The sequence below is a fragment of the Thalassovita autumnalis genome (genome assembly GCF_001458255.1).
Taxonomy (GTDB): domain Bacteria; phylum Pseudomonadota; class Alphaproteobacteria; order Rhodobacterales; family Rhodobacteraceae; genus Thalassobius; species Thalassobius autumnalis.
Genome location: NZ_CYSB01000048.1, coordinates 32,111 through 56,365, shown reverse-complemented (window position 1 = coordinate 56,365; position 24,255 = coordinate 32,111). Strand labels below are relative to the sequence as shown.

General features: G+C 58.7%; 25 protein-coding genes and 2 pseudogenes. 15 read left to right on the top strand and 12 right to left on the bottom strand.

Going from position 1 to position 24,255, the window contains the following annotated elements; genetic code table 11:
• From TL5118_RS20770 to TL5118_RS20760, 3 genes are all read left to right on the top strand, one after another.
• Positions 1–208 (top strand): DUF2924 domain-containing protein (locus tag TL5118_RS20770; RefSeq protein ID WP_131727484.1); only part of this gene is annotated, 208 nt, incomplete at its 5' end.
• Positions 208–1,533: a recombinase family protein gene (locus TL5118_RS20765; RefSeq protein WP_058243112.1), complete on the top strand. Its 1,326-nt coding sequence runs from the start codon at positions 208–210 to the stop codon at positions 1,531–1,533. The genes TL5118_RS20770 and TL5118_RS20765, both read left to right, overlap by 1 nt.
• Complete coding sequence (locus tag TL5118_RS20760) at positions 1,530–1,913, top strand: ParB/RepB/Spo0J family partition protein (protein WP_058243113.1); 384 nt, start codon at positions 1,530–1,532, stop codon at positions 1,911–1,913. Before TL5118_RS20765 ends, TL5118_RS20760 begins: the two co-directional genes overlap by 4 nt.
• Positions 1,914–2,185: 272 nt before the next feature.
• Here TL5118_RS20760 and TL5118_RS20755 read toward each other — a convergent pair whose 3' ends face one another.
• From TL5118_RS20755 to TL5118_RS20710, 10 genes are all read right to left on the bottom strand, one after another.
• Entirely contained in the window at positions 2,186–3,202 is a 1,017-nt protein-coding gene (locus TL5118_RS20755; protein ID WP_058243114.1) for a proline racemase family protein, read from the bottom strand.
• Positions 3,203–3,208: 6 nt separating this feature from the next.
• Positions 3,209–4,684 carry an aldehyde dehydrogenase family protein gene (locus TL5118_RS20750; protein WP_058243115.1) on the bottom strand — a complete coding sequence of 492 codons (1,476 nt, stop codon included), beginning with the start codon at positions 4,682–4,684 and terminating at the stop codon, positions 3,209–3,211.
• A gap of 10 nt (positions 4,685–4,694) precedes the next feature.
• Entirely contained in the window at positions 4,695–5,396 is a 702-nt protein-coding gene (locus tag TL5118_RS20745) for an SDR family oxidoreductase (protein ID WP_058243116.1), read from the bottom strand.
• Between the two features lie 12 nt (positions 5,397–5,408).
• The gene (locus tag TL5118_RS20740; protein WP_058243117.1) at positions 5,409–6,644 is read right to left on the bottom strand and encodes an NAD(P)/FAD-dependent oxidoreductase; all 1,236 of its coding nucleotides are present in this window, start codon (positions 6,642–6,644) and stop codon (positions 5,409–5,411) included.
• Positions 6,645–6,711: 67 nt separating this feature from the next.
• Positions 6,712–7,602: a 4-hydroxy-tetrahydrodipicolinate synthase gene (dapA, locus tag TL5118_RS20735; RefSeq protein WP_058243118.1), complete on the bottom strand. Its 891-nt coding sequence runs from the start codon at positions 7,600–7,602 to the stop codon at positions 6,712–6,714.
• Positions 7,599–9,146, bottom strand: a complete 1,548-nt coding sequence (betC, locus tag TL5118_RS20730) for a choline-sulfatase (protein WP_058243119.1) — start codon at positions 9,144–9,146, stop codon at positions 7,599–7,601. The genes dapA and betC overlap by 4 nt, the downstream gene beginning before the upstream one ends.
• Positions 9,143–9,886 carry an amino acid ABC transporter ATP-binding protein gene (locus tag TL5118_RS20725; protein WP_058243120.1) on the bottom strand — a complete coding sequence of 248 codons (744 nt, stop codon included), beginning with the start codon at positions 9,884–9,886 and terminating at the stop codon, positions 9,143–9,145. Before TL5118_RS20725 ends, betC begins: the two co-directional genes overlap by 4 nt.
• An 11-nt stretch (positions 9,887–9,897) precedes the next feature.
• The gene (locus tag TL5118_RS20720) at positions 9,898–10,965 is read right to left on the bottom strand and encodes an amino acid ABC transporter permease (protein ID WP_058243121.1); all 1,068 of its coding nucleotides are present in this window, start codon (positions 10,963–10,965) and stop codon (positions 9,898–9,900) included.
• Positions 10,966–10,968: 3 nt separating this feature from the next.
• A complete protein-coding gene (locus TL5118_RS20715; protein WP_058243122.1) occupies positions 10,969–12,135 on the bottom strand; it encodes an amino acid ABC transporter permease in 1,167 nt (388 codons plus the stop codon).
• Positions 12,136–12,209: 74 nt separating this feature from the next.
• On the bottom strand, positions 12,210–13,253 hold the full coding sequence (locus tag TL5118_RS20710; RefSeq protein WP_058243123.1) for a transporter substrate-binding domain-containing protein: 1,044 nt from the start codon (positions 13,251–13,253) through the stop codon (positions 12,210–12,212).
• A gap of 140 nt (positions 13,254–13,393) precedes the next feature.
• Between TL5118_RS20710 and TL5118_RS20705 the strand changes: the two genes are divergently transcribed.
• The gene (locus TL5118_RS20705) at positions 13,394–14,110 is read left to right on the top strand and encodes a GntR family transcriptional regulator (protein ID WP_207383466.1); all 717 of its coding nucleotides are present in this window, start codon (positions 13,394–13,396) and stop codon (positions 14,108–14,110) included.
• A gap of 849 nt (positions 14,111–14,959) precedes the next feature.
• Positions 14,960–15,775 carry an integrase gene (locus TL5118_RS20700; RefSeq protein ID WP_242601838.1) on the top strand — a complete coding sequence of 272 codons (816 nt, stop codon included), beginning with the start codon at positions 14,960–14,962 and terminating at the stop codon, positions 15,773–15,775.
• Positions 15,776–16,052: 277 nt separating this feature from the next.
• On the opposite strand, the gene TL5118_RS20695 is transcribed toward TL5118_RS20700, so the two are convergent.
• Positions 16,053–16,250, bottom strand: coding sequence for a hypothetical protein (locus TL5118_RS20695; RefSeq protein ID WP_131727483.1), 198 nt, complete (start codon positions 16,248–16,250; stop codon positions 16,053–16,055).
• A gap of 78 nt (positions 16,251–16,328) precedes the next feature.
• Here TL5118_RS20695 and TL5118_RS20690 point away from each other — a divergent pair, with 78 nt between their 5' ends.
• From TL5118_RS20690 to TL5118_RS20680, 3 genes are all read left to right on the top strand, one after another.
• Positions 16,329–17,021: a thermonuclease family protein gene (locus TL5118_RS20690; RefSeq protein WP_082626240.1), complete on the top strand. Its 693-nt coding sequence runs from the start codon at positions 16,329–16,331 to the stop codon at positions 17,019–17,021.
• Positions 17,022–17,059: 38 nt separating this feature from the next.
• Positions 17,060–17,563, top strand: a complete 504-nt coding sequence (locus TL5118_RS20685) for a hypothetical protein (RefSeq protein ID WP_058243126.1) — start codon at positions 17,060–17,062, stop codon at positions 17,561–17,563.
• 198 nt (positions 17,564–17,761) lie between these two features.
• Positions 17,762–18,046 carry a hypothetical protein gene (locus tag TL5118_RS20680; protein WP_058243127.1) on the top strand — a complete coding sequence of 95 codons (285 nt, stop codon included), beginning with the start codon at positions 17,762–17,764 and terminating at the stop codon, positions 18,044–18,046.
• Here TL5118_RS20680 and TL5118_RS20675 read toward each other — a convergent pair.
• Complete coding sequence (locus TL5118_RS20675; protein ID WP_058243128.1) at positions 18,043–18,990, bottom strand: IS481 family transposase; 948 nt, start codon at positions 18,988–18,990, stop codon at positions 18,043–18,045. The genes TL5118_RS20680 and TL5118_RS20675 overlap by 4 nt on opposite strands.
• A 142-nt stretch (positions 18,991–19,132) precedes the next feature.
• Here TL5118_RS20675 and TL5118_RS20670 point away from each other — a divergent pair, with 142 nt between their 5' ends.
• From TL5118_RS20670 to TL5118_RS21470, 7 genes and pseudogenes are all read left to right on the top strand, one after another.
• Positions 19,133–19,495 (top strand): helix-turn-helix transcriptional regulator, encoded by a 363-nt coding sequence (locus TL5118_RS20670; RefSeq protein ID WP_242601837.1) that lies wholly within the window; start codon positions 19,133–19,135, stop codon positions 19,493–19,495.
• Between the two features lie 27 nt (positions 19,496–19,522).
• Positions 19,523–20,185, top strand: a complete 663-nt coding sequence (locus tag TL5118_RS20665) for a HEPN domain-containing protein (RefSeq protein ID WP_058243129.1) — start codon at positions 19,523–19,525, stop codon at positions 20,183–20,185.
• A gap of 206 nt (positions 20,186–20,391) precedes the next feature.
• Positions 20,392–20,721, top strand: a complete 330-nt coding sequence (locus TL5118_RS21020) for a metallophosphoesterase family protein (RefSeq protein ID WP_242601839.1) — start codon at positions 20,392–20,394, stop codon at positions 20,719–20,721.
• On the top strand, positions 20,654–21,040 hold the full coding sequence (locus TL5118_RS21475) for a recombinase zinc beta ribbon domain-containing protein (protein WP_278044388.1): 387 nt from the start codon (positions 20,654–20,656) through the stop codon (positions 21,038–21,040). The genes TL5118_RS21020 and TL5118_RS21475 overlap by 68 nt, the downstream gene beginning before the upstream one ends.
• 51 nt (positions 21,041–21,091) lie before the next feature.
• Positions 21,092–21,814: pseudogene (locus TL5118_RS20655) on the top strand (IS630 family transposase); the annotation flags it as partial.
• Positions 21,815–21,949: 135 nt separating this feature from the next.
• Positions 21,950–22,915 (top strand): annotated as a pseudogene (locus tag TL5118_RS20650) (IS481 family transposase); the annotation flags it as partial.
• Between the two features lie 267 nt (positions 22,916–23,182).
• On the top strand, positions 23,183–24,255 hold a 1,073-nt coding region (locus TL5118_RS21470; RefSeq protein WP_207383465.1), incomplete at its 3' end, for a hypothetical protein.

Below are 24,255 nucleotides of genomic sequence, written 5' to 3'. Positions count from 1 at the left end.
CGCCGATCCCCGCAATCCTGTGGCCGGAACGAAACTCCTGCGCGAATGGGACGGCACCGAGCATACCGTCACAGTGCTGAAGGACGGCTTTGACTGGCAAGGCCGCAAATACAAATCACTCTCGGCGGTGGCCCGCGCAATCACCGGAACGCGCTGGAATGGGTATCGCTTTTTCGGTCTACGTGAACGCAAGCAGGAGGAAGCATGATGGACATCACCGCCCGTCCAAACCGCCGCCTGCGCTGCGCCATCTACACCCGTAAGTCGACGGAAGAAGGGCTCGACATGGAGTTCAATACCCTCGACGCCCAGCGAGAGGCCTGCGAGGCTTATATCGCCAGTCAGAAGTCCGAGGGATGGGTGGCCACCCGCGACCGCTATGACGATGGCGGTTTTTCTGGCGGCAACCTTGAACGCCCCGGGCTGAAGCAATTGCTAGCCGACATCGACGATGGTCTGGTCGATGTCGTGGTCGTTTACAAAATCGACCGCCTGTCGCGATCGCTGATGGATTTCTCCAAGCTGGTCGAGGTTTTCGACCGCAATGGCGTCACCTTCGTGTCGGTCACGCAGTCGTTCAACACCACCACGTCGATGGGGCGGCTGACGCTGAACATCCTGCTCTCCTTCGCCCAGTTCGAGCGCGAGGTCATCGGTGAGCGCATCCGCGATAAGGTGGCAGCATCGCGCAAGCGCGGGATCTGGATGGGAGGCTACGTGCCGCTCGGCTACGATGTGCAGGATCGCAAACTGTTGGTGAACGACGCAGAGGCCTCATCGGTCCGACGCATCTTCGAACGGTTTGTTGAGCTCGGCTCCGCCACTGTGCTGGCGCGGGAACTACGTGGTGATGGTTTCCGCAACAAGCAGGGAACGCTGATCGATAAAGGCTACCTCTACCGGCTCCTGAATAACCGTGTTTATCGCGGTGAGGCCGTCCACAAGGGCAAGGCCTACCCAGGCGAGCATGACGCCATCATCGACGAAGCGCTTTGGGATCAAGTCCACGCAATCCTCAAGGAAAGTCCGCGCAAACGAGCCAACAACAGCAGATCCAGGACACCCGCACTCCTGAAAGGGTTGATCTTCAGCGACACCGGCGCAGCCATGACGCCTACCAGCACGAAAAAAGGCGCGAAGCTTTATCGATACTATGTTTCGATGGACGTGATCCGGAACCGCGAGACCGGCGAAGAAACCGCCCCGATGCGGCTGGCGGCAGGAATGGTGGAGGATGCTGTCGTGACCGAGGTCCGCCGCATCCTGCAAACGCCAGAGGTTGTCACGCAGGTGCTGGCGGCCCTGAAGCAACAGGATAACGCAGTTTCGGAGGCGGACGCCGTCGCGGCATTGCATGAATTCAGCGCGCTCTGGGCGCAACTGTTCCCGGCCGAGCAGGCAAGGATCATTCAGTTGCTGGTGCGGCGTGTCACCGTCACCGCAGCAGGGCTTGAGGTCGACATCAGGCGCGAGGGGATCGCAGGCGTCATCCGTGAGATGGTCGCGCCGCGTAGTCTGGAGGCAGCCGAATGACCAATGCCGATGACACGATCCGCGTCTTGATCCCGTTGAAGGTTGGCAAGAAGAACGGTCGACCAAAAATCCTGCCGCCCGCCGACTATCTGCCGAGCGAGGACCAAACGCAGGACCCGCATATCCTGCGCGCCATTGGGCGGGCATGGGGCTGGCGGCGGCGCATGGAGGCAGGTGAGTTCGCGACAATCCAGGAACTGGCTGAGGCGGTGGGATTAGCTGAACGTCATGTCAGCCGTCAGCTGCGACTGGCATACCTCGCGCCCGAGGTGCTGAAGCGCCTGACCTGCGGGCGCGAGGCGTCGACGGTCAGCCTGTACGATTTGTGTTTTCTGGCTGGAGATGCTTGGGGAGAGCAAGTGGGGCGCACATTCGACTGACGGCGGGCGTCTGGCCTGGAAATGGTAGGGGAGGCACCCATTTCACATAGAGCCGACGTTCGTGCCTTCTGCAGCTAACGACGGGTGAGAGCCCAGAGTGACCGATGCTGCGTCTTTCTCAGAAGGCCGTAGGTTGCACGAAGCCGCCGTTCCAGACGTGCAATTCTCAGCACGTGGAAGTGATCTTCTTGGCCATTGGGTGGGGCGACAGAAATTTCCCGTCGATGGATGCCTCAGAAGTGACTCCGCTCTCAAACAAGCCAAGCTGCGACTCAACCACCCCAAGTATCAGACAGGATAAAGCCGTGGGGAAAGGGATCTGTCGGGTCCAGGCCAATCTGTGACATGCCGTAGATCCAGCACTGTCCGCTGACCCGGACACAGCTTCCGGCGTAGGGTCCGATTTGCGCCTCGCCGGTCAATTCCGCACTGAATTCGCCCCCGATGATGGACCGGGTCGTGATCTGGTCGCCTGGCTTGACCTCTTCCTTGGCATGCAACACGGCCACTGTTGAATTCGTCCCTGTGCCACACGGCGACCGGTCAGCACGGGCAGGTGTCAGGGTGGTGCAATGGCGCATGGCCCCGTCTGCTTCGCGCGAACGAAACATGACGTAGGCGAGCCCGTGCACTTCAGGGATTTCCGGATGCACGATTGTCGTCTGTCCTGCAATTTGGTCACGCAGTGCGGTTCCTATCTCGGCCAGGGTGCGCGCGTTCTCCGGCACAATCGCAAGGTCTACCTGTTCCACATCGACCAATGCGTAAAATACGCCGCCATAACAGAGATCATAGGTCACGCGCCCCCATTCTTTGGTATCGATTTCGGCATCCATCTCAGCAACGAAAGACGGGGGCATGTCGAGGCTGACCCCGGTCACCTTGCCATCTTGGCAGGTAGCAGTTGCCTTTACCAAACCAGCCGCCGTATCCAGCACGACGATGGTTTCAGGCTCCTTCATCTCCATCATGCCGGTTTCAAGGATGGCTGTCACCGCACACATGGAATTTGAACCGGACATCGCATGTGCCTGGTCGGTTTGCAGCACGATCAATCCGAAATCGGCCTCCGGGTGACAGGCCGGAGGGATGAGCACGAAGGAATGATTGGCCGCGGCGCGTGGTTCCGAGCAGAGAAACCGTCTCAGGCTGTCATCGACCTCGTTGATATGGGCCAGCTTGGCCGCCATCGTATCGCCGGGGATCAAGGGCATACCTCCTGTGATCACGCGACCGATCTCGCCCGCGCAATGCACGTCGACGGTTTGTAGTATTCGGCTCCAGCGCATGGGCGTCTACTCCTTGATATACCAGCCCCAGGGCTTGTGTGCGTCCCAAGTGGTGATCTGTTTGGTCTCAAAGTAGTTGTTCAGGCCCCATTCGCCCAGTTCGCGCCCGATGCCGGATTGCTTGTAGCCGCCCCAAGGGGCCTCGGTGAAAGTGGGTTGAGAGCAGTTGATCCAGACGATCCCGGCGCGGAATGCGCGGGCCACTCGTTCGGCGCGGTCGAGATCGGCGGACATGACTGCGGCGCCCAGACCGAAGCGGGAGTCATTAGCGAGCCGGATCGCCTCGTCTTCTGTCTCGAAGGATTTCACGCAGACCACCGGGCCAAAGATCTCGTCGGTCCAGATCGTGGCACCCTCAGGAACATCGACAAAGATCGTCGGCTCGACATAACAGCCCCCTTCCAGCCCCTCGGGCACACCGCCGCCGGTCATCAGGCGGGCCTCTTTCTTGCCGGTTTCGATCCAGTTCAGCACCTTCTCGTGCTGGCTTTGGCTGACAAGGGGCCCAAGTAATACACCCTCTTCCAACCCATGCCCGATTTTGATCTTCTGCGCCTCTTTGGCAAGCCGCTCCTTGATGGCATCATAGATCGGGGCTTCTACCAGGACGCGTGAGGTCGCTGAACAGACTTCGCCTTGGTTCCAGAAGATGCCGAACATGATCCATTCGACCGCTTCGTCGATGGGCGTGTCGGCAAAGACAACCATCGGCGATTTGCCCCCCAGTTCCAGGCTGATCGTCTTGATGTCGCGCGCCGCGGTGGCCATGATCCGCGATCCGGTTGGCACCGAGCCGGTAAAGGCCAGCTTGTCCACGCCCGCATGTTCCGTCAGCGGCTTGCCCGCCACTGCGCCGAAGCCGGTCACAATGTTCAGAACGCCCTTGGGCAGGCCCGCCTTGGTAGCGATTTCACCGAACTCCAGCGCCGTCACCGGTGTCAGTTCCGAGGGTTTCAGCACCATGGTGCAACCTGCCGCCAGTGCCGGGGCGATCTTCACCGAGGCCATGAGCATCGGGAAATTCCACGGGATGATTGCACCCGCAACGCCAACCGGCTCTTTCACTGCCTTGGACGTGAACCCCTTCATCCCCAGCGCGATCTCCTGTTCGGCGCTGTTGTCGAGCCGCTCCGCCAGATCGGCGTAGAAGTGAAACACTCCGGCGGTATCCTCGATGTCCCAGACGGCTTCGGGCAGCGGTTTGCCGTTGTCCTGAACTTCCATCCGCGCCAATTCGTCGGTGCGGGCCTCGATCTCGTCGCCCATCTTGCGCAGGATGACGGCGCGCTCAGCCCCCGACATGCGCGGCCAGGGCCCTTCATCAAAGGCGCGGCGGGCGGCGGCGACGGCCGTGTCAATATCTTCTGCATTGCCGCACGCGACCTTGTGGAACACCTCACGGTTCGACGGGTCGATCACGTCGAACATTTCGCCCGAGGCTCCAGCGACATAGGCACCGTCGATGAATAGTTGGTCTTTCATGGGTAGGTCCTCACATATGTTTGGTCACGCCGCCATCGACGCGCAGGGATTGTCCGGTGATGTAGCTGCTATCATCCGTCAGCAGGAAGGCCGCCGCTTTCGCCTGCTCCTCAGCCCGAGCGAGCCGACCCAACGCAGACATGTCGGCAAACTTTTGCGGCAAATCGAGGCTGTCAGTGAAGCCGGGCAGCAGGCAGTTCATGCGGATATTGGCCGGGCCGTAGCGGTCTGAATAGAGCTTGGTGAAACTGGAAACACCGACGCGGTAAACACTCGATGTCGGGAAGGTCAGTGAAGGCTCGAAGGCCGAGAAGGTGGTGATGTTGACGATTGAACCACCGCCCTGCGCCTCCATCACCGGCGTCAGCAGTTTGGCCATGCGGATGACCGGTTTCAGGATCATCTCGTTTGCCCGGTCCCAATCCTCCTCCGGGATCTCCAGCAGATCACCCTTGGGCGGGCCGCCGACATGGATCAGGCAGGCGTCGATACGCCCATACCTCTCCATCGCCAGGTCGAAAATCGCTTTCGTGTCCTCGGCATTCTCTGCCTTACCGCGAAGGGCCACACCGCCCAATTCGGTGGCAAGCGTCTCGCAGCTTTCCGAGGGCGACATGAGCGCCAGCTTGTAGTCACGCGCGTGCATTTCACGGGCCGTGGAGGCACCCATGCCACGGCCACCACCGATGATCAGGCAGGATTTTTCGGTCATATCAGGGTCTCCTCAGAAACGGGTGATGCAATAGGGCGACATGTCGAGCACCGGTTTCGCGCCGGTGATCAGATCCGCCATCAGGGCTGCGTTGGTGGCCGCATATGTCAGGCCGAGATGCCCATGGCCGGTGGCATAGAATACGCCTGGTGTTTTCGCTGAGGCCGACATGAGTGGGATCGTGTCCGGAAAGGCGGGGCGGTGCCCCATCCACTCGCTGGTTTCCTGCACCTTCAGGTCGGGCAGAGCGGTTCTGGCCCGCGTCAGGGTGATCTTAGCACGTTGGTAATTGGGTGCTGCATCCAAACCCGCCATCTCCACCGTGCCACCGATACGGATTCCACCCGCCGTTGGGCTGACCATAAAGGCCTTGGCGGGCCAAATGATCGAATGCTTCAGCTCCAGTCCCGGATCCATGATCTGGGTGTGATAGCCGCGCTCGGTTTCAAGCGGCATGGGCTCGCTCAAGAGTTTCGACAACCGACCAGTGAAAGCACCGGCACAGAGCACGACTTCGTCGGCGTCCAGCACCGCTCCGCTTTCGAACCTTACTCCGCTGATGCGGTCCGATCGTTCGAACCCAGTCACCTTCGCGTTCTCCACCGTGCCTCCGGCCCCTGTGAACCGCTCCACAAGTCGGGTGACGATGGCAAAGGGGTCGCGAACGGTTCGGTTGTCGGGCAACAAAACCGCCTTGGTGATCAGCGCATCAATACTGGGTTCCAGGTCCTCGATTTCGGCCCGGCCGAGAACTTGATAGCCAAACCCGTAGCGGTCGAGCATGTCGATCCGTTCGGCATCGGCACGAAACTCTGTATCGTTTGCATAGAGCGACAAGCAACCGGTGTCGGAGACATGGTCGCCAAGACCGATCTCGCCAAGCAGGACCCGCATGTCGGTCAGGGACCGCTGGCACAGTGCGGCGCCGGCCATTTCCAGTGCGCGTACGCGCGAGGGCCGGCTGGCGGCAAGGAACCGCGCGAACCATGGCAGAAGCCGCGGTAGGTAGCCCGGGCGCACGGTTATTGGGCCTTCCGGATGCAGCAACCATCCGGGCAACTGGCGCCAGACTGACGGACGGGCAACGGGCATGAACTCGGTCACCGCGATTGACGCCATATTGCCATAAGACGCGCCCGAGCCCGGCATTTCGGGATCGACGAGCGCTACGTTTCGCCCGCGTTTTTGAAGCTCATATGCAAGAGCGGCGCCAATGATGCCCCCTCCAACAACAACAGTCTTGCCCATTTCCACAACTTCCAAACAGATCCCGTGGCGCAGCGCGTGCCCTGCGCCCTGAGATCAGCGACAAAGGTTACCAGTTCAGGATCGGTTCCATCGCCTCTTTCAACGCGGCCATTTCGTCTTTGGTCAACGGTCCCAGCGGCGCGCGGCATTCGCCCACCGGTAAACCCTGCAACTCGCAGCCATACTTGATCTTCTGTACGAACTTGCCGCTTTCCAGGATGTTCATCGCACGATAGAGCTTGGCCATGATTTCTTTTGCGCGGACCAATTCCCCGGCCTTGTAGGCGCGGTCCAGATCACAGCAGGCCTGCGCCATGCAGTTGGACGGGCCGCAGATCCAGCTATCGGCACCCCAGAACATGAAGTCGAGAGCGATGTCGTCAGAGCCCGAGATCAGTTGGATCTTGCCTTCGTAGCGGCTCGAAATGTCGACCGCACGCTGCAAGACGCCCGAACTTTCCTTAATCCCGATGACACGCGGATTGTCTGCAAAGTGATCCATGAGTTCGAAAGAGATATCTGCCCCGTCCTTGGCCGGGTAGCTGTAGAGCACAAGATTCACGTCCACCTCGGCCAGCACGGTTTCGTAGTGCCGGATCAGCTCGTCCTGTGTCGGGCGGGTGTAGAAGGGCGGCGCCAGCAGCACGTTGTCATAGCCGATCTCCTTGGCCATCGCGGTCTGTTCGATCACCTCGCGGGTGGCCGGCGCGTTGGTGCCGGCTATCAGGATCTCGTCGTCGCTGGCGAAATCCTTGACGAATTTCAGGACAGAACGGCGTTCTTCGGTCGACTGACTGAAATACTCGCCGGTGGACCCGTTCGGCACCCAGCCGGTGACCCCCGCCTTGCGGAAATGGTTCAGCAGATTTTCGAAGGCACCGAAATCAATCTCGTTGTTGGCGTCGAAGGGGGTGACCAGAGCGGGCAAAACGCCCGAAAGTTTGACGTTGTAGCTCATGATTGGGTCCTTTCAGTCTTGTAAGGCAGGTATCCTCGGCGCTCGACGTTTGGAAACGCGTCATCGCGGCGGACATAGTTCGTGTTTTGGGTCAGTGGGCGCGGCGTGAAATCCCAAAGCTCCTCGCGCCCGGTCGAAAGTGCGTTGTCAATCAACTTGCGTGCTGTCTGGCTGGCGATCACATCATCCAGCAGGGTGTCCAGCGGCCAGGTTTCTTCAGCCAGCTGCGTCAGCCGGGTCTCGTCCGGATCGCCCTGACCTGCGACATTGGTCTGTTCCAATGGGTCCGCCGCCAGATCGTAGAATTGCGGCGGATAGGCCCGGCTAATCACCAGTTTCTTCTCGCCATCGCGTACGCAGACCCGCGGGGCCGACGTGCCGCCGTCGATATGCTCGGCAAGGACCGGACCGCTCAACGCTTCGTCGCGCAGGGCAGGCATCAGGCTGCGGCCATCCAGGGGGGTCTTGATTGCGTCCCCTTCGATCCCGGCGATGTCGAGCAGGGTCGGGAAGATGTCGAGCAGCGAAGCCGGTTCTGCCACACGGCCCGGCTTATGTCCGGGATGGGCGATGATCAAAGGCACCTGGACGGCGGGATTGAAGAGCGTCTTCTTAAACCACATGCCGCGCTCGCCGATCATGTCGCCATGGTCGGAGGCAAAAAGGACCACCGTGTTGTGGGCATAGCCGCTGTCTTCAAGCGCACGCATCAGGCGCCCGAACAGATCATCGACATATGAGATCATGCCGTAATAGCCACGGCGCGCGTTACGGTAGTCCTGATCGCGCAGCTCGCACTTGTCCTGGCCGTAATGGTAGTAGAGCGACTGGCTGTGCGCGTCGCGCTCCTCCACCGGGATATGCGGAATCTGCGGGGCGTCGATGTCTTCGTCCGCGTAGAGGTCCCAGAACTCTCGCGTGATGACATAGGGATCATGCGGATGGGTCAGCGATACCGTCATCATGAAGGGACGGTCATCGGTGCCACGGGCGCGGGCGTAGAGTTCTCGCACCGCGTGATGGATGACATCCTCGTCATAGTCGATCTGCATAGACCGGGCGACGGGGCCGGCATCGCGAACGGTGTCGATGGTCGAAACGCCGAAAGTATAGGTGCGTTCTTCGTCCTTGTTGTAGTGGCGGAAGTCCGCATCCGGCGTCCAGGACATGTCGGCGGGATAGATCTCGGTCGTGAGCCGTTCTTCGAAACCATGGAACTGGTCGGGACCCACGAAATGCATTTTTCCCGAGATGCAGGTGTAATACCCATGAGCCCGCAGGTAATGGGCAAAGGTCGGGGTGGAGGCGGTGAATTCCGCACCATTGTCGTAGGCCCCAATGCGCGATGGCAGGCGGCCGGACATCATGCCGAACCGAGATGGTGCACAGAGCGGATAGGGGCAATAGGCGTTTTCAAACACCGTGCCCTTCGCCGCCAATGCGTCGATATTGGGGGTCTTGCAGACCGTGCCGCCATAGGTGTTCAGCACGAAAGAGGTAAGCTGATCGACCATGAACAGCAGGATATTTGGTTTCTCGCTCATTGGTGACCTACGATCAGGCTGAGGAATGTCTTTGTGCGTTCGTTCTGCGGGTTGTCGAAGAACTGGTCGGGTGGGGCCTGTTCAATGATCTCGCCATCGTCCATGAACACCACGCGGTCGGCGACCTGGCGGGCAAAGCCCATCTCGTGGGTGACGCAGACCATGGTCATGCCCTCCTGGGCTAACCCCACCATCACGTCGAGCACTTCCGAGATCATCTCGGGGTCGAGCGCCGATGTGGGCTCGTCGAACAGCATGATCTCGGGCGCCATGCAAAGAGCCCGGGCGATGGCGACCCGCTGCTGCTGGCCACCGGACAATTCGCCGGGGTATTTGTGCGCCTGTTCCGGGATCTTGACCCGTTCCAGATAGGTCATCGCGTTTTCTTCGGCTTCGTCGCGCGACTGTTTGCGCACAAGGGTGGGCGCGAGAGTGCAGTTCTCCAGGATTGTCATATGTGGGAAGAGGTTGAAGTTCTGAAACACCATCCCCGCCTCGCGCCGGATCTCGTCGATGTTGTCGACATTGTCGTCGAGCGGCGTGCCGTTCACCTCGATCGTTCCCGACTGGTGTTCTTCCAGCCGGTTGATGCAACGGATCAGCGTGGATTTGCCCGAGCCCGAGGGGCCACAGATCACGACCTTTTCGCCCTTGCTAACATCGAAATCGATGTTCTTGAGCGCGTGAAAGCCGCCGTAATACTTGTTCATGGAGCGGATGGAGATCGCATTTTCAGACATTTGGGTGCTCCTTAGCGGCTACCGACGGCCATCCGGCGTTCCAGATAGGCACCATAGCGGGACAGGCAGAAGACGAAGATGAAGAAGAGGAAGCCCACGAAGAGATACATCTCGATAGTGGCAAAGCTCCAATCGGCGGTGCCAGCGGCAGCGCGGCCCGAGGCCAGGATGTCGAAGAAGCCGATGATCGTGACCAGAGAGGTTTCTTTGAAGGTGATGACGAACTGGTTGATCGTCGGCGGTAGCGCATTGCGGAAGGCCTGCGGCAGGATGATGTAGCCGATACGATGCCAGTAGCCCATGCCGAGCGCCTTGGCCGCCTCTTCTTGCCCCATCAGCAGGGCCTGCATCCCGCCACGGATGATCTCGGCCTGGTAACAGGCAAAGAAGATCGCGTAGCCGACGATGACCCGGTAGAGCTTGTCGCCGATGGCCCAGTCCGGCAGCACGAAGGGCAGGACGATCGCGAACGTGAACATGATCGACAGAAGCGGCAGCGACCGGATCACGTCGATGACCAACGCCATGGTCTTGGCGATCCAGGGCAGTTCGGAGCGGCGCAACAGGGCAAAGATGATTGCCAGAGGCATGCCCAGAAGGCAGACGGCTGCGAAGATGAACACGGTCAGCGACAGCCCGCCCCAGTCACGTTCGGTGACTTCGGTCAGGCCGAAGACGCCGCCGCGCATCAGGACGAAGAAAGTGGCGAACCCCAGAACCCAGAGGATGGGCAGGCGCTTGGCACTCCAGAAGGCGGGCATGCAGGACAGGACCGCGACCGCCAGCATGACAAGGCACGCAAGTGCAGAGCGCCATTGTTCTTCGAACGGGTAGAGCCCGAACAGGACGATCCGCCAGCGAGTGGCCACGAAGGACCAGCAGGCGCCGTGCTCATGCGCACGGCATTCCTCATTCAGGCCCTTGCCCCAGATCGCCTTAAGAACAGCCCAATCGAAGAGGCTCCACAGAACCCAGAGTGTGAAGAGTGCCAACAGAACGCTGATCGCGCTGTTGAGCGGGGTCGCGAAGTAGTGTTTGCGGATGTAGCTCATGGTGGTGTCGGAAGCTGCCGTGCTCATGTCTCAGATCCTCAACTGCGTGCCCTTGAGCTTGATCGCGTCATTCACGCGATTGAGCACCCAAGCCATGGAGTAGTTGATGATCAGGAAACCACCCATCAGGATGGCGATCAGTTCGAGCGTCTGGCCCGACTGATTGATCGCGGTCGAGATCACCATGAAGAAGTCGGTGAAGCTGATGGCAATGCCGATCGTGGTCGCCTTGAAGAGCCAGACATACTGGTTGATCATCGTCGGCATCACGATGCGGATCGCCAGCGGCAAGCGGATCCGACTGAAGATATGCCAGCTCGACAGGCCCAGCGCATGCCCGGCCTCGTATTGGCCCTTGGGGATGGCGTTGAAGCCCGCCCGCACGATCTCGGCGATATAGGCCGCGCCATAGATGGCGATGGCGATGACGCAGGCCATCAGCTCGGGCGATACGCGAATGCCGCCCTTGTAGTTCAGACCGGCGGCCCGGGGGATGTCCACAAGCGGGGTCTCCGGGATGCGTCCGAGCCAGAACATGACCGGTATGGCGATCAGCGCCAGCGCCCACAGGATGTTGCGCTCGCGGCGGGCCTGGTGGAGATGCAGACCCGGCCAACGCTTGGCATTCATCCAGAGGCCAAGGGCGAAACACGCCAGAAGCAGCAGGAAAGCGACGAAGACGGAACTGGCGGCGACGTTAAGCCCGGGCAGGTAAATCCCTCGGCCGGTCAGCGCGATGCCGCCGAAAATGGGCTCGGCGTGTCGCGGGCTCGGCAGCGCCAAGAGCAGAGTATACCAGAACAGGAGTTGCAAGATCAGCGGAACGTTGCGGAACAGCTCGACGAATGTTGTGCCCAAAAGCTCGGCCATGCCGTTGCCGGAGGTCCGCATGACCCCCACGGTGACGCCGATGATTGTTGCGATCGGCAGCGATATCACTCCCAGGAACAGGGAGTTCAGGATGCCGACCATGACAGCATGGGCGTAGGAGGAATTGGTGTCATACTCGATCAGCGAGAAGCTGATCCGCCAGCCCGTCGCGCGTTCCAGGAACCCGAAACCCGAGGTCATCCCCTGCGCTTCAAGATTGGCGCGGCCCGCCAGAAACATGGCCACGACCATCAGCACCAGGCCGCCGACAAACGCCACTTGCAGCGCCGCGTCGCGGAATGCCCGGTTTTTAAGAAGCGATTGCATCTCCGCCCCCTTCGCACGCGTTATGAAAAAAAGGCCGGGCGTGTCCTGACGCCCGGCCCAGCATCGGCGAATGATCAGTCGATGATCATCGGATAGAATACACCACCGGCATTGTAGAGGCTGTTGATGCCCCGTGGCAGGTTGTAGGGAGAACCGGACCCGATGTTGCGGTCATAAATCTCGGCAAAGTTACCCACTTCCTTGATCATGTTGTAGGCCCAGTCGTCCGGCAGGCCGAGACGCGCACCGTAGCCGGCGTTAACGCCCAGGAAAGTGCCAACGGTCGCAGACGGCGGGTTGGCGCGGACCTCATCCACGTTTTCGGAGGTGATACCTTCCATCTCCGCAAACCACAGCGAGGACAGCATCCAGTTCTGCACGTCGAGCCAGTCCGGGTCGCCTTCGGGCACGATGATGCCTTCGGCTTCCAGCGCGATCACATCTGGCAGGATGACGTGGTTGTCAGCCCCGTCCGGCGCGTCCACACGACCGGCAGCAAGGCTCGGCGCCCATTCCACCAATGCGTCACAGCGGCCTTCGTAGTAGGAGTTGCGCAGCTCGTCGCCGTTCTCGAAGGTCAGCAGCTCGGCTTCGATGCCGTGGGTGTCGAGATAGGTCGCGGTGGCGCGCTCGGTCGAGGTTCCCGCCCCAACACAAATCGTGCCGCCGGCAATGTCGGACATGCTCTCCGCGCCCAGATCGACCCTGGCCATGGCCTGGAAGGCACCGATGAAATAGGGGCGGCTGTAGGCTAGGTTCAGTTCAGTGTCGCGTGACTGGGTCCAGCCCGAAACCTTTATGACCACATCGATGTCGCCCGACTGAAGCGCAGGCCAACGTTGGGCCCAACTGATCGGAACGATTTCCAGGTTGCCCTCGGACTGGCCAAAAAGACCAGCGGCCAAAGCGCGACAAAGGTCGATATCGACACCCTTCCAGTTGCCCTGATCGTCCACCTCAGCAAAGCCAAGGAACGATCCGTTGTGACCCGAACACAGCAAGCTGCCACGTTCGAGAACTGTGTTCAGGCGGCTGTCATCGGCAACCTGCGCCTGCGCCAGCCCCGCGGTTGCCACGAGAGCCGTGGTCGCAGCCGCAATCTTCTTGGTGAATGTCATCTGAATCCTCCATTGTCGACATTGTGTCTACATATTTGTTGTCGACATTTTGCCGACAAGTCAATACGGCTATGCAAAGAGCGAATAGCTCCCATGATGCGCCAAGCCGGTCATGGAGAAAGAAAGTGGAGGAAAATCAGTTGGCTACACCCAAACAAGCCAAAGGCCGCGGCTCGAAGTTCGTATATGATGAACTCAAGAGAGAGATCCTTTCACTGGTGCTTCAGCCCGGAACTCCGCTCGACGAGACCAGCCTGGCGGAACGATTCGCCATGTCGCGTTCTCCTATTAGAGAGGCGTTGGTCCGGTTGTCGGCGGAGGGCTTCGTGGTCATGCTTTCGAACCGTTCAACCCTTGTTGCGCCCATCAACTTGACCGAGCTCCCCCGATACGTCGAAGCGCTCGATTTCCTGCAAAGGATCAACACCCGCCTTGCGGCCCAGAACCGGTCGGAACCCGAAATCTCATTGATGACCCAAGAAGCGCGCGCCTTTGAACGCGCCTGCGCCGCAAACGACTATCTGGCGATGTCCGCGACCAACCGTGATTTTCACATGGCAATAGCAAACGCAGGAAAGAACCCCTATATCGCACGCGCCTACGGTCAGTTGCTCGACGAGGGCCGCCGTATCCTGCACATGCACTTCGACTACATCAGAGCGTCCAGCACTGACTCGCTTTTGGGCTCGGAACACGAAGACATGATCGAGGCGGTCCGGGTTCAAGACATCGAATTGGCGGATCGCCTCGCGCACAACCACACACGGCAGTTCCACAACCGCTTTGTGGAATTCCTGAGCGCGAACTACAGCGACGGGTTTGATTTCGAGCTATCGACCCTGCCTGAAAGTGCGTGACGCAAAGGCTGCACTCTTTAGCGCTTGTCTTCATGGCCGTTATGTGCCGTTTACGCCCATCGGTGTTTCTTGGCCGACAGGCAGCATTGTCCGCATCTCGGTCGTTGCTGCAGGCTGCAGCGAATGACAGGGTCAGGATCTAGGGGTCACAATCGCGGGGACATCGTCTTTCAACCAAGGCACGGCCCAACCCACTCAAACCTTCGCATCACCCCGCACAACCACGCCGCCTTCGGGTGTCTCTGTTCGCATCGATAGCGGTCGAACCTGCCTCAACTGCGGCGCAATCCATTTTTTGCAAGTATCTGAAAAGGCGCACCTTTTTGAATGCGTCTCGATTTTGGTGAAGGGCGGGTGGAAAGAGACGCGGTGCGTTCGGAGACCGATTTCGGGCCAACGGCCAGTCTCCGAAAGTCGGATGGCATCGCTAAACCCCTTTGAACCAAAAAGAAAAAAGGCCCACGCTGGGGCCTCGTCTTGGGTTGGCGAATGGTTTGTGGCGGAGGGAGCCAACCTGGCACCCAACTCTCTCTCGCGTTAACCCATTGAAATCGTTGACCCCAAATCGCGAACCTGTGTCACATGCCTCGAAATGGTCAGGCAGCGAACCTATCTACAAAATCCTGAGGGGAAGCCCGAATGTATTGCGGTTATGCGGGATGCCATATCGTAATCGAGAGGATCAACGGAAGCGCAAAAGCCCTGACAGGCCCCCTGCCCCGGCTTGATGGCGGCCATCAGCCGGCCCCAGCATTTTTTGCTTCCCTGAGCGGGGTGCCAAAATGTAAGCACGCGCCATCACGTTGACATAGCGGCATTTTTTTAAACGCCGTGGTGGAGCCCGGCAATATGCATTCGACCTTATCCCTCCTTCTGGTCTTCCTGAACCAGTTCTTCATGCCGCGACACAACGCACAACTGAGACTGCTGAAGGCCCAGATCGAGATATTACGGGCCCGCATCCCCACCGACAGGATCATTCTGTCGCCCGCCGAGAAAGCCGAACTCATTCGCATTGGTGCGGAGTTCGATCACGAGATCCGCGGGCTGATGGAAGTGGCCAAGCCCGCCACCTACAAGCGCTGGCTTACCCAGATGCGCAGCAGTCGTCCCTTCAAAGCGGTCGGGAGGCCGCGCTTGACGCAGGAACTACGCGATGTTGTCATCCGCGTCGGATCTGAAAATCGCCTCTGGGGTTACAAGCGGATCGTGGGCGAGTTGAAAAAGCTGGGGCTTTATGCCGGCGCCAATTCCGTCAAACGCATCCTGAACGAGGCCGGCATTCACCCAAGCCCGGAAAAGCGCAAGAAGAAGCCAGCCCTGCCCTGGGCCACGTTCATCCGCGCGCATATGGAAACCATGGTCGCCTGCGACTTTTTCTCGCAGACCGTGTTTACGCTACGCGGCCCAAGGACGGCTTATGTGCTGATGTTCATCCATCTCGGCAGCCGCCGCGTCTTCTGTAGCGCACCGACTTATAACCCGGACTCGGCATGGGTTATGCAGCAGGCTCGCAACACTCTGATGTGGTGCGAACAACAAGGTATCACGCCGGAGTTCCTGATGCGCGACGCCGACACCAAGTTCAGCGCCAGCTTCGACACTGTTTGGACATGCTCGGGCAGAAGCCGGTTGACGGCCTCTTGGAAGGCCGCGCTCCGGTAGTAGCCGACCTGCAGTGGCGTCGGGGTCGGCAACACCATCAGCGTATTCAGGTAGGACCGTGCCTTGGTGAGCAGAACACGTTCGACGCGATGAAAGACCCCGTCATTTGGGATCACACAGTCCATTTCCTCCCGCGTTTCGCACAGGCTCAGCAAGGTCAGGGAATACCTTGCCGACAGAGCTTTGCAGACTTGGTAGATTCGCAGCCGGTCGCCGCCCATCACCGGATAGGGAAGGCGCGGGGTCAGCACCAGCAAGCGTTTCTTGTCGGCATCGTTCATTTCAACTGGTTCCAGAAAGTGGCAATCTGCCGCGCCACGGCGCTTTGCGAAAAACCCTGGGCGCGGGCAGCCGCGGCCAGTGCGCAAGCGGCGCATTCGCTGTCGCACGCCCAGATCTGGCGTAGCGAGGCGGCGATCTGGTCAATGTCGAACGGGTCGAACAAGAGGGCATCCGGGCCGCCGACTTCGGGCATAAGTGAGTGGACTTCCAGATAACGGGGCGGCACCATTAGCGCCGCCCCACCCTTCCCTTGCTCTGGAGATTTGAACCTATGTTTGTTGTGCGTGCAAAATATCTTCTGGCCATGGCGGTCTTATTGGCTGCTTTTATGTCCGCGATGGCGGTCCAATCGGAAAACGCCTGGACCGGACAGGTCAGCGTGATTGATGGCGACACGCTGGGTATGGGACAGCAGAGGTTTCGGCTGCACGGAATTGATGCGCCGGAAAGCGGGCAAACTTGCAAGCATACCGAGCGAGGTACATGGCGCTGCGGGCAACAAGCCGCACTGGCGCTGGCCGATAAGATCGGGCGGGCGCATGTCACATGTCGAGAGACCGACAAGGATCGTTACGGACGCATTGTCGCTGTCTGCACCTTGGGCTCGCAGGATCTCAACCAGTGGATGGTGCGCTCCGGCTGGGCTGTTGCCTATCTCAAGTATTCCCGTGACTACGCCGCAGATGAGACTGCAGCGAAGCAAGCCGGCATCGGCATTTGGAGCGGAGAGTTTGTGTTACCAAGCACCTGGCGCCGCGGAGAGCGACTGGACGCCAGCACCAATGCGGAAGCCTCAGACGATTGCCGCATCAAGGGCAACATCAACTCAAAGGGCAAGCGCATCTATCACCTGCCCGGCATGCGTTGGTACGCCAACACCCGCATCAATGAGGCGCAAGGCGAACGCTGGTTTTGCACTGAGGCCGAGGCGCGCGGTGCCGGCTGGGCAAAGTCGAACTCATGACACGCGCCCCAGAATCCCCTGCGCATGGAGGATCCCTCATGAAACTTTCCGTCTTTGCCTTGGCATTTATGGCGCCTTCGGTCGTGGCTGCGGAGATCACGGTATTGCCCGCGCCACAAGCGGCCGTGGACGCCTATGTGGTCAAAGCGCTCAAATGCCAAGAGGCACCTGATGCATTTGCGGCGGTGCTGGCGCTGGCAGCCAATGGCGTCATTCATCTCCCGTCCGAATTGCCACCTGCCCCGGTACATTGCTTTGAGACACAGATGCCTTGGTCGATCGATGGCCTGCAGGTCCACCGGATTTGCGCAAACTGGACGACGCAAAATAGCCACGGCGACAGGTCCAACATGTTGTGGCCTGCAAATCTATCACAGGACCGAACGCAATTGCGTTTGGAGCTACACCAGGCCGAACCCGATGTAGCCGCTTGGGCGCAGTCAAAAGGCATCGCTGCGGCACAGATCACAGCCTCACCGGGTGGAGGTTCAAGACTGACATGTCATGCCCCTGCCATCCGTTTAGGCCGCTCAAACGGCTGACATCACAATCACACAATAAACTCTCAAAAAGGAGACCACTATGGAAGTCGTTATACTCCTCTGGATCGTTTGCGCGGGCCTCAGCTACATGGTCGCACGCGACCGCGCCCCCTCCAAGACAGGCCTTGCGGCAGCCCTTGGGTTGACGATCCAACCATTGCCCAGCTTCAGCCCCATCAGGAAACCGCGGTTGAGGCCTTGGAGATCGCCAGTCGCCGCGCCAAGGAAGAAGGTCGCCTGCGCCATGCCCAGGCTTTGGATGACACGCGCAACGGTCTGATGCTGCGCCTTCCCGCACGCGACGCGAAACGCGCGGAGACAGACGCGGAAGCCGTCCTGGAAGCCTTGGGTCAAGTGACCCGTCCGGGGCCGCGTGTGCCGCTCAATCAAAAGATTGCTGACGCTGTCAAGGAGGGGCTCAGAGGGCCGTTTCGTCTGGAAATCATCTATAGCGGCCGCTCAGATCAACCGCGGGTCATCTAGGTGTTTAGTCCCAGCATGTGGTGGGTTGTTTCGATGTTGAATCGTTCTGGTTCTGAAGTCCAGATTTTGCAGATATATTCGAATGGCGTGAGGCCTTGCAGCGTCTTCAACCGGCGTGCGTAATTGTAGGCTGCAATGAAGTCGGTGATGTGCGTTTCAAGCTGAAAATGGGTTTCGTAGTGATACCTTTTGACCGTCGCCTCCTTGATCGTCCGGTTCATGCGCTCGACCTGGCCGTTCGTCCAAGGGTGGTTCACCTTTGTCAGACGGTGGTCGATCTCATTCTCACGGCAGACGCGGTCAAAAATGTGCTCGAACGCTGATGTATCCTGCTTGCGGTTGGTGAACTGGATGCCGTTGTCGGTCAGAACCGTATGGACCCTGTAGGGCACCGCCGCGATCAGATTGCGCAAGAATTGAGCTGCAATCATTTTGCCAGCCTTTTCGTGCAGTTCGACATAGGCGAACTTAGATGTACGGTCGATGGCCACGAACAAGCGGATTTTTCCCTCGCCAGTGCGGACTTCAGCAATGTCGATATGGAAATACCCGATGGGGTAGCGCTTGAATCTCTTCTTCGGCTTGTCGCCCTCGACCTCCGGCAGTCGGCTAATCCCGTGTCGTTGCAGACAGCGGTGCAAAGACGAGCGCGTCAGATGCGGTATGCTCGGCTGCAGTGCGTAGAGGCAGTCATCCAGTGGCAGCAGTGTGTGGCGTCGGAAGGCAACAATCACGGCTTCCTCTTCGATGCTGAGAACCGTTGAATGGACCTGCTTCGGTCCCATCGCAGCATCTTGAACACTGTCTCGCTTCCGCCACTTGGCGACCGTCTTGACGTTGATGCCCAGTTCCCGGCTCAGCGCCGCGTTCGAAGCTTTCGATCGCTGTATGAGAGCTCGGACTGCGTGCGTAGTCTTGGCGCTCCCGTGAAGAATTTGTCCCATAATGCATCCTTCTGATGGTCACAGATCAGTAGACCACCACATGCTGGGACTAAACACCTAGCCTTACGGCCTGCTTCTTGGACCACGCAGCTATCTCGTAGCAAAGCAGCCGGATCGTGGCGCCGGATTGCTGAACTTCAGAATGGATCGCATTCAAACCGCGACATGTCTGGATGAGTGGTTTGTACCCGAAGACGGGTTTTCCATCGAGGACTACGCCGCCCAGGCATTCGGCGCCTATCATGACCCTGATCAACTCAAAGAGGTGGTCTGGCGGTTCAAGCCAGAAGCGACCGAGCGTGCTTCGGAGTTTCAGTTTCATCCAAAGCAGACCTTAAAGTACCAAGCGGATGGCAGCCTAATTGTCCGTTTCAGCGCCGCCGGTTGGCTCGAGACGTCCTGGTTCCTGTATGCATGGGGCGATGCCGTTGAGGTCATGGAACCGATCGAACTAAAAGAATTTGTCGAAGGCCACCAACGGTCCGACTTTCCGTCATTGCCCTAATACGCGCACCAACTCGGAGAACCTTGGATGAAAGCGACAATCACACATGCAGACCTGAAGGAGCGGCAGCGGTCCATCAGGGATGGTTTCCCGGAGACCATGGCCTTGCGCGTGCACCGGGCTATCAGTTGGATCGCACGGGCCGAGCAATGTGACGATGCCGACGGCGGGTTTATCTTCTATTGGATCGCATTTAACGCCGCTTATGCCAAAGAGGCCGATTTCCAGGAAATCCCTGCTGGTGAGCGAACGACGTTCAACAGCTACTTTGAGCGACTTGTCGAGCTTGATACCGATAACCGCATTTACAATGCGATCTGGACAGGATTTGCAGGTCCCATTCACATGCTGATGCAGAACAGGCATGTCTTCAATCTGTTCTGGTTGCATCAAAACGGTATGACTGGAAATGACGATTGGGAGGAGCGTTTTGTATCCTCGGCGCGCGTGTTTGCTCACGCTGTTCAATCGCGCGACACCGTAAAAATTCTCGGATTGGTATTTGACCGGCTTTATGTCCTGCGCAACCAGCTCGTTCATGGTGGCGCAACCTGGAACAGCGGTGTGAATCGCGGTCAGGTTCAAGATGGAGCCGCCATACTCGCGTTCCTCATGCCTGTCTTTGTCGACATCATGATGGACAATCCAGGCGAGGATTGGGGGCAGCCGTTTTATCCGGTGGTGGGGTAATGTGATTTGAAACTTAGGTCCACGACCTTGAAACAAAATACCAGAACGCCTGTGCGCGCACCAAGACCTGCAAAAGATACGTTCTCAAGCGCACGCGATGGACAACGACCGATATTATTTAGCAACTGCCAAGACGAGTTTTTCAATTGATTAAGATCCTGCATACAGCCGATGTCCACTTGGATTCTCCCTTGAAATCCCTCGCCATGAAGGATGAAGACCTGCAGGCGACGGTCAGGACTGCCACCCGTTCTGCCTTTACCAAAATTGTCGATACCGCATTGGTTGAGGACGTCGCAGCCCTTCTTATTTCTGGGGACCTTTTTGACGGAACACAGCGGAGTGCTAGGACCGCAGCTTTCCTGACAACCCAGCTTGATCGACTAAAGACAGCCGGAATTCCAGTATTTTACATAAAGGGCAATCACGACGCGGAAAATCCGATCACCGGTGAGGTTAGCCTACCGGATGCTGAACAACCGCGCCTACATCGGCCAGGCGGTCCACAAGGGCGACAGCTATCCAGGCGAACATGACGCGATCATCGACCGCGAGACTTGGGACCGCGTGCACGCCATCCTGACCGAAAGCCCCCGCAAGCGCGCCGCGCGCACCCGCGCCGACACCCCTGCGCTTCTCAAAGGGTTGCTCTACGGCTCGGATGTTGCCGCGTTTTCGCCGACGCACACGCGCAAAGGCGGCAAGCTCTACCGCTACTACGTCAGCCAGACGGTTTTGAAGCACGGTGCCGGATCGTGCCCGGTGGGTCGTGTGCCCGCGGGCGAGATCGAGGCGGCCGTCGTCAACCAACTCCGCGCCATTTTCCGCCAGCCCGAGATTGTCGCGGGCACGTGAAAGGCAGCCCGGGCGAAAGACGGTGGTATAACCGAGGCCGACGCCCGCACCGCCCTGCAACAACTGGATCCGCTATGGGCAGACGCGGGATTGAAGCCGCATCTGACGAAGCAGTTCAAGGTCTCGAGTGATCCACTGTTCGAGGAGAAGGTCACTGATATTGTTGGACTTTACCTCGATCCTCCGGAACGGGCCGTGGTGCTCTGCGTCGATGAGAAGTCGCAAATTCAGGCGCTTGACCGCACTCAGCCGGGCTTGCCGTTGAAGAAGGGCCGCGCCGCCACGGTGACCCACGACTACAAGCGCCACGGCACCACCACGCTGTTCGCGGCGCTCGATGTGAAGTCAGGGATGGTCATCGGCGACTGCATGCCGCGGCACCGCGCCAAGGAGTTCCTCAAATTCCTGCGCCGCATCGACCGGGCCGTGAAGGGCAAGCGCGAGGTACATCTGGTGCTAGACAACTATGCAACGCACAAAACGCCGGACGTGAAGGCCTGGCTGGACAAGCACCCGCGTTTCAAGCTGCATTTCACGCCAACGAGCGCGTCGTGGCTGAACCCGGTCGAACGGTTCTTCGCCGAAATCACAGCCCGCCGCATCCGGCGTGGAAGCTATTCCAGCGTCGGGGACCTGGAGGAGGCCATCTACGATTATCTCCTGCGCCACAACTCTAAACCCAAACCCTTCGTCTGGAGCAAAACCGCCGACGACATCATCGCCCGCGAACGCCGCGCCCTGAACGCTCTCGATGAAATCAGGGGCAACAGGTAAGATGCGTCAGACTCGGAACACTAGTTGGCCTTTGGTCCATAGGTGTTCCATCCCGGATGATCACATAGCCCCTCGTCGATCCGCGCTTTTCATGGCTCGCTGGGTTCTGACCGACGCGCGGGACGGGAGAGCGACATGCTGATCAAGCTTCACAGTCAGGCAACCACGACGCCGAAGATCCGGACGGCGATACAGGCCAGCGATGAGCCTGCCTGGGTTCTTGCAGAGCGCCACGGGACGCCAGAGCAAACTGTTTGGAAGTGGCGCAAGCGCGATAGCGTTGAAGATCGCAGCCATACGCCACACCGTCTGCAGACCACGCTTACACCCGCGCAGGAAGCCGTGGCCGTGGCGCTGCGCAAGACGCTGCTGGTCTCGCTCGATGACCCGCTGGCGGTGGTGCGGGAGTTCCTGAACCCGGATGTCTCGCGCTCGGGGCTCGACCGCTGCCTGCGCAGGCATGGCGTCGGCAACCTGCGTGACCTGCAGGCCAAGGCGGCGCGGCCCAAACACGCCGCCTTCAAGGCTTACGAGCCCGGCTATATCCATATCGATGTGAAGTATCTGCCCCAGATGGCTGACGAAACTTCACGCCGCTACTTGTTTGTGGCCATCGACCGCGCGACGCGATGGGTTTTCATCCGCATCTTCAAGGCAAAGACTGCGGCGAATGCTCGGCGCTTCCTGCGAGACCTGGAGCGTGCCTGCCCGATCCGCATTCGCACGATTCTCACGGACAACGGAAAAGAGTTCACCGATCGCCTCTTCGGCCTGCGCAAGCGTGCTGCGACAGGCGAGCACGATTTCGACAAGCTCTGTGCTGACCTAGACATCGAGCACCGCCTGACCCCGCCGAAATCGCCGTAGACAAACGGTATGGTCGAACGGTTCAACGGTCGGATCGAAGAGGTGCTTCAAAGCCATCACTTCCGATCAGGCGAGGAGCTGGAGGCCACGCTGCACCGCTACGTCTGGCTCTACAACCAGCAACTCCCACAATCAGCCTTGGACAGCAAAACGCCCTTGCAGGCGATGAAGGACTGGCGCAAACTCAAACCAGAACTGTTCAAGAAGCAGCCATACTGCCTTCCGGGATGTGACACCTTAACAACGTCACGCCAGCCGATGTCTATTTCGGCCGTGACAAAACCATTCTGGAACAACGAGAAAGGATCAAACAGAAAACGCTCGAAACGCGACGCTTGCATCACAGCCAGCGCGCCGCATAATCAAACCAACCAGATGAGCCGAACACTCTCTTAGTTTGCGCCGCCCTTGGTCCCAAAAACTCTGACGATAGACAGTCTGAACACAGTCGCGCTTGTAATCGTAACTAAACTCAAATGTAATCAATTGTTAATTACTGTTTTGAAAAATATCTATGCCAGTGGATTTAGCCATTTACCAAAGAAGCCAGAATTTAGATTGATTAATCAAACCAGCACTTTTCCCGTTCGCTTTCCTAGACTTTTTTCGGTTGGCTACGTCCTCGTCGCATTTTTGTCAGGCGTACTGGCGATTGTTCAACTAAACAACGTTGAGTTCGCTACAGTTGTGCTTGTCTTGGGCTGTGTCCTTTCAGGTGTCTTGAGTTTAATGTTGTTTGTCCTGCGCAAGATCGTGAGACAACGGGTCATTAGATTATACGATCAAGAAGATATTCAATTTCGAACTTTCGCGGTCCGTCTTGCTCGGGTATCAGTCTTGTTTTTTATCTCTTTTGGATGGGCATTTGCCTGTTTGGGCCTATCTATCGCCGCAGCTGCAGTTCTGGTGTTCCCGGGGGGGCATACCTCGGTCTTTGGTGTTGTCGTTGGACTAGGTGTTTTTCTGATCTGCATGCCAAAGGCGTTTGATTTAAGGGGACAACCCGATGCGGGGTTGTTGGAATATCAAGATTTTTCGCGACAATCGGCTTCTGACATATCGTTTCAGTTGGCTTTTGACCTGAGAAAACAATCGGCGCTGTTGCAACGGGAAGTCGCGTTACGGCCCTTAGGCTTAGCTGACACCCGTGATTTTTTGAATGCCTGTTCCAGTGGGGGGCGCTTGGCTTCGGTGCCGCCAGAAAATGCGCCGAGTTGGCGTCGAGGAATGTCTCTTCGGTTCATAGGACTGCGTAAGCCGATAAAGTATTTGGCTATCGCTGCGTTTTTGTTTTGGCTGATGGCCTTATTCATCCCTATTGATCAATTGCCGCGCCTGCCAAGGCCTTCGGATTTCTTCCAGTTTTCGCTCTTTGAGGATCAGCAAGCGTCCGATGAGCAAGAGGAGTTAGAGGAGGACAAACAGAAACAATCCGACCAAGGCCAATCAGGCAACCAGTCTGGTCAGGGCCAATCAGGCAGCCAGTCTGGCCAAGGCCAATCTGGCAACCAGTCTGGCCAGGGCCAATCTGGCAACCAGTCGGGTCAGGGTCAATCAAGCAACCAGTCTGGCCA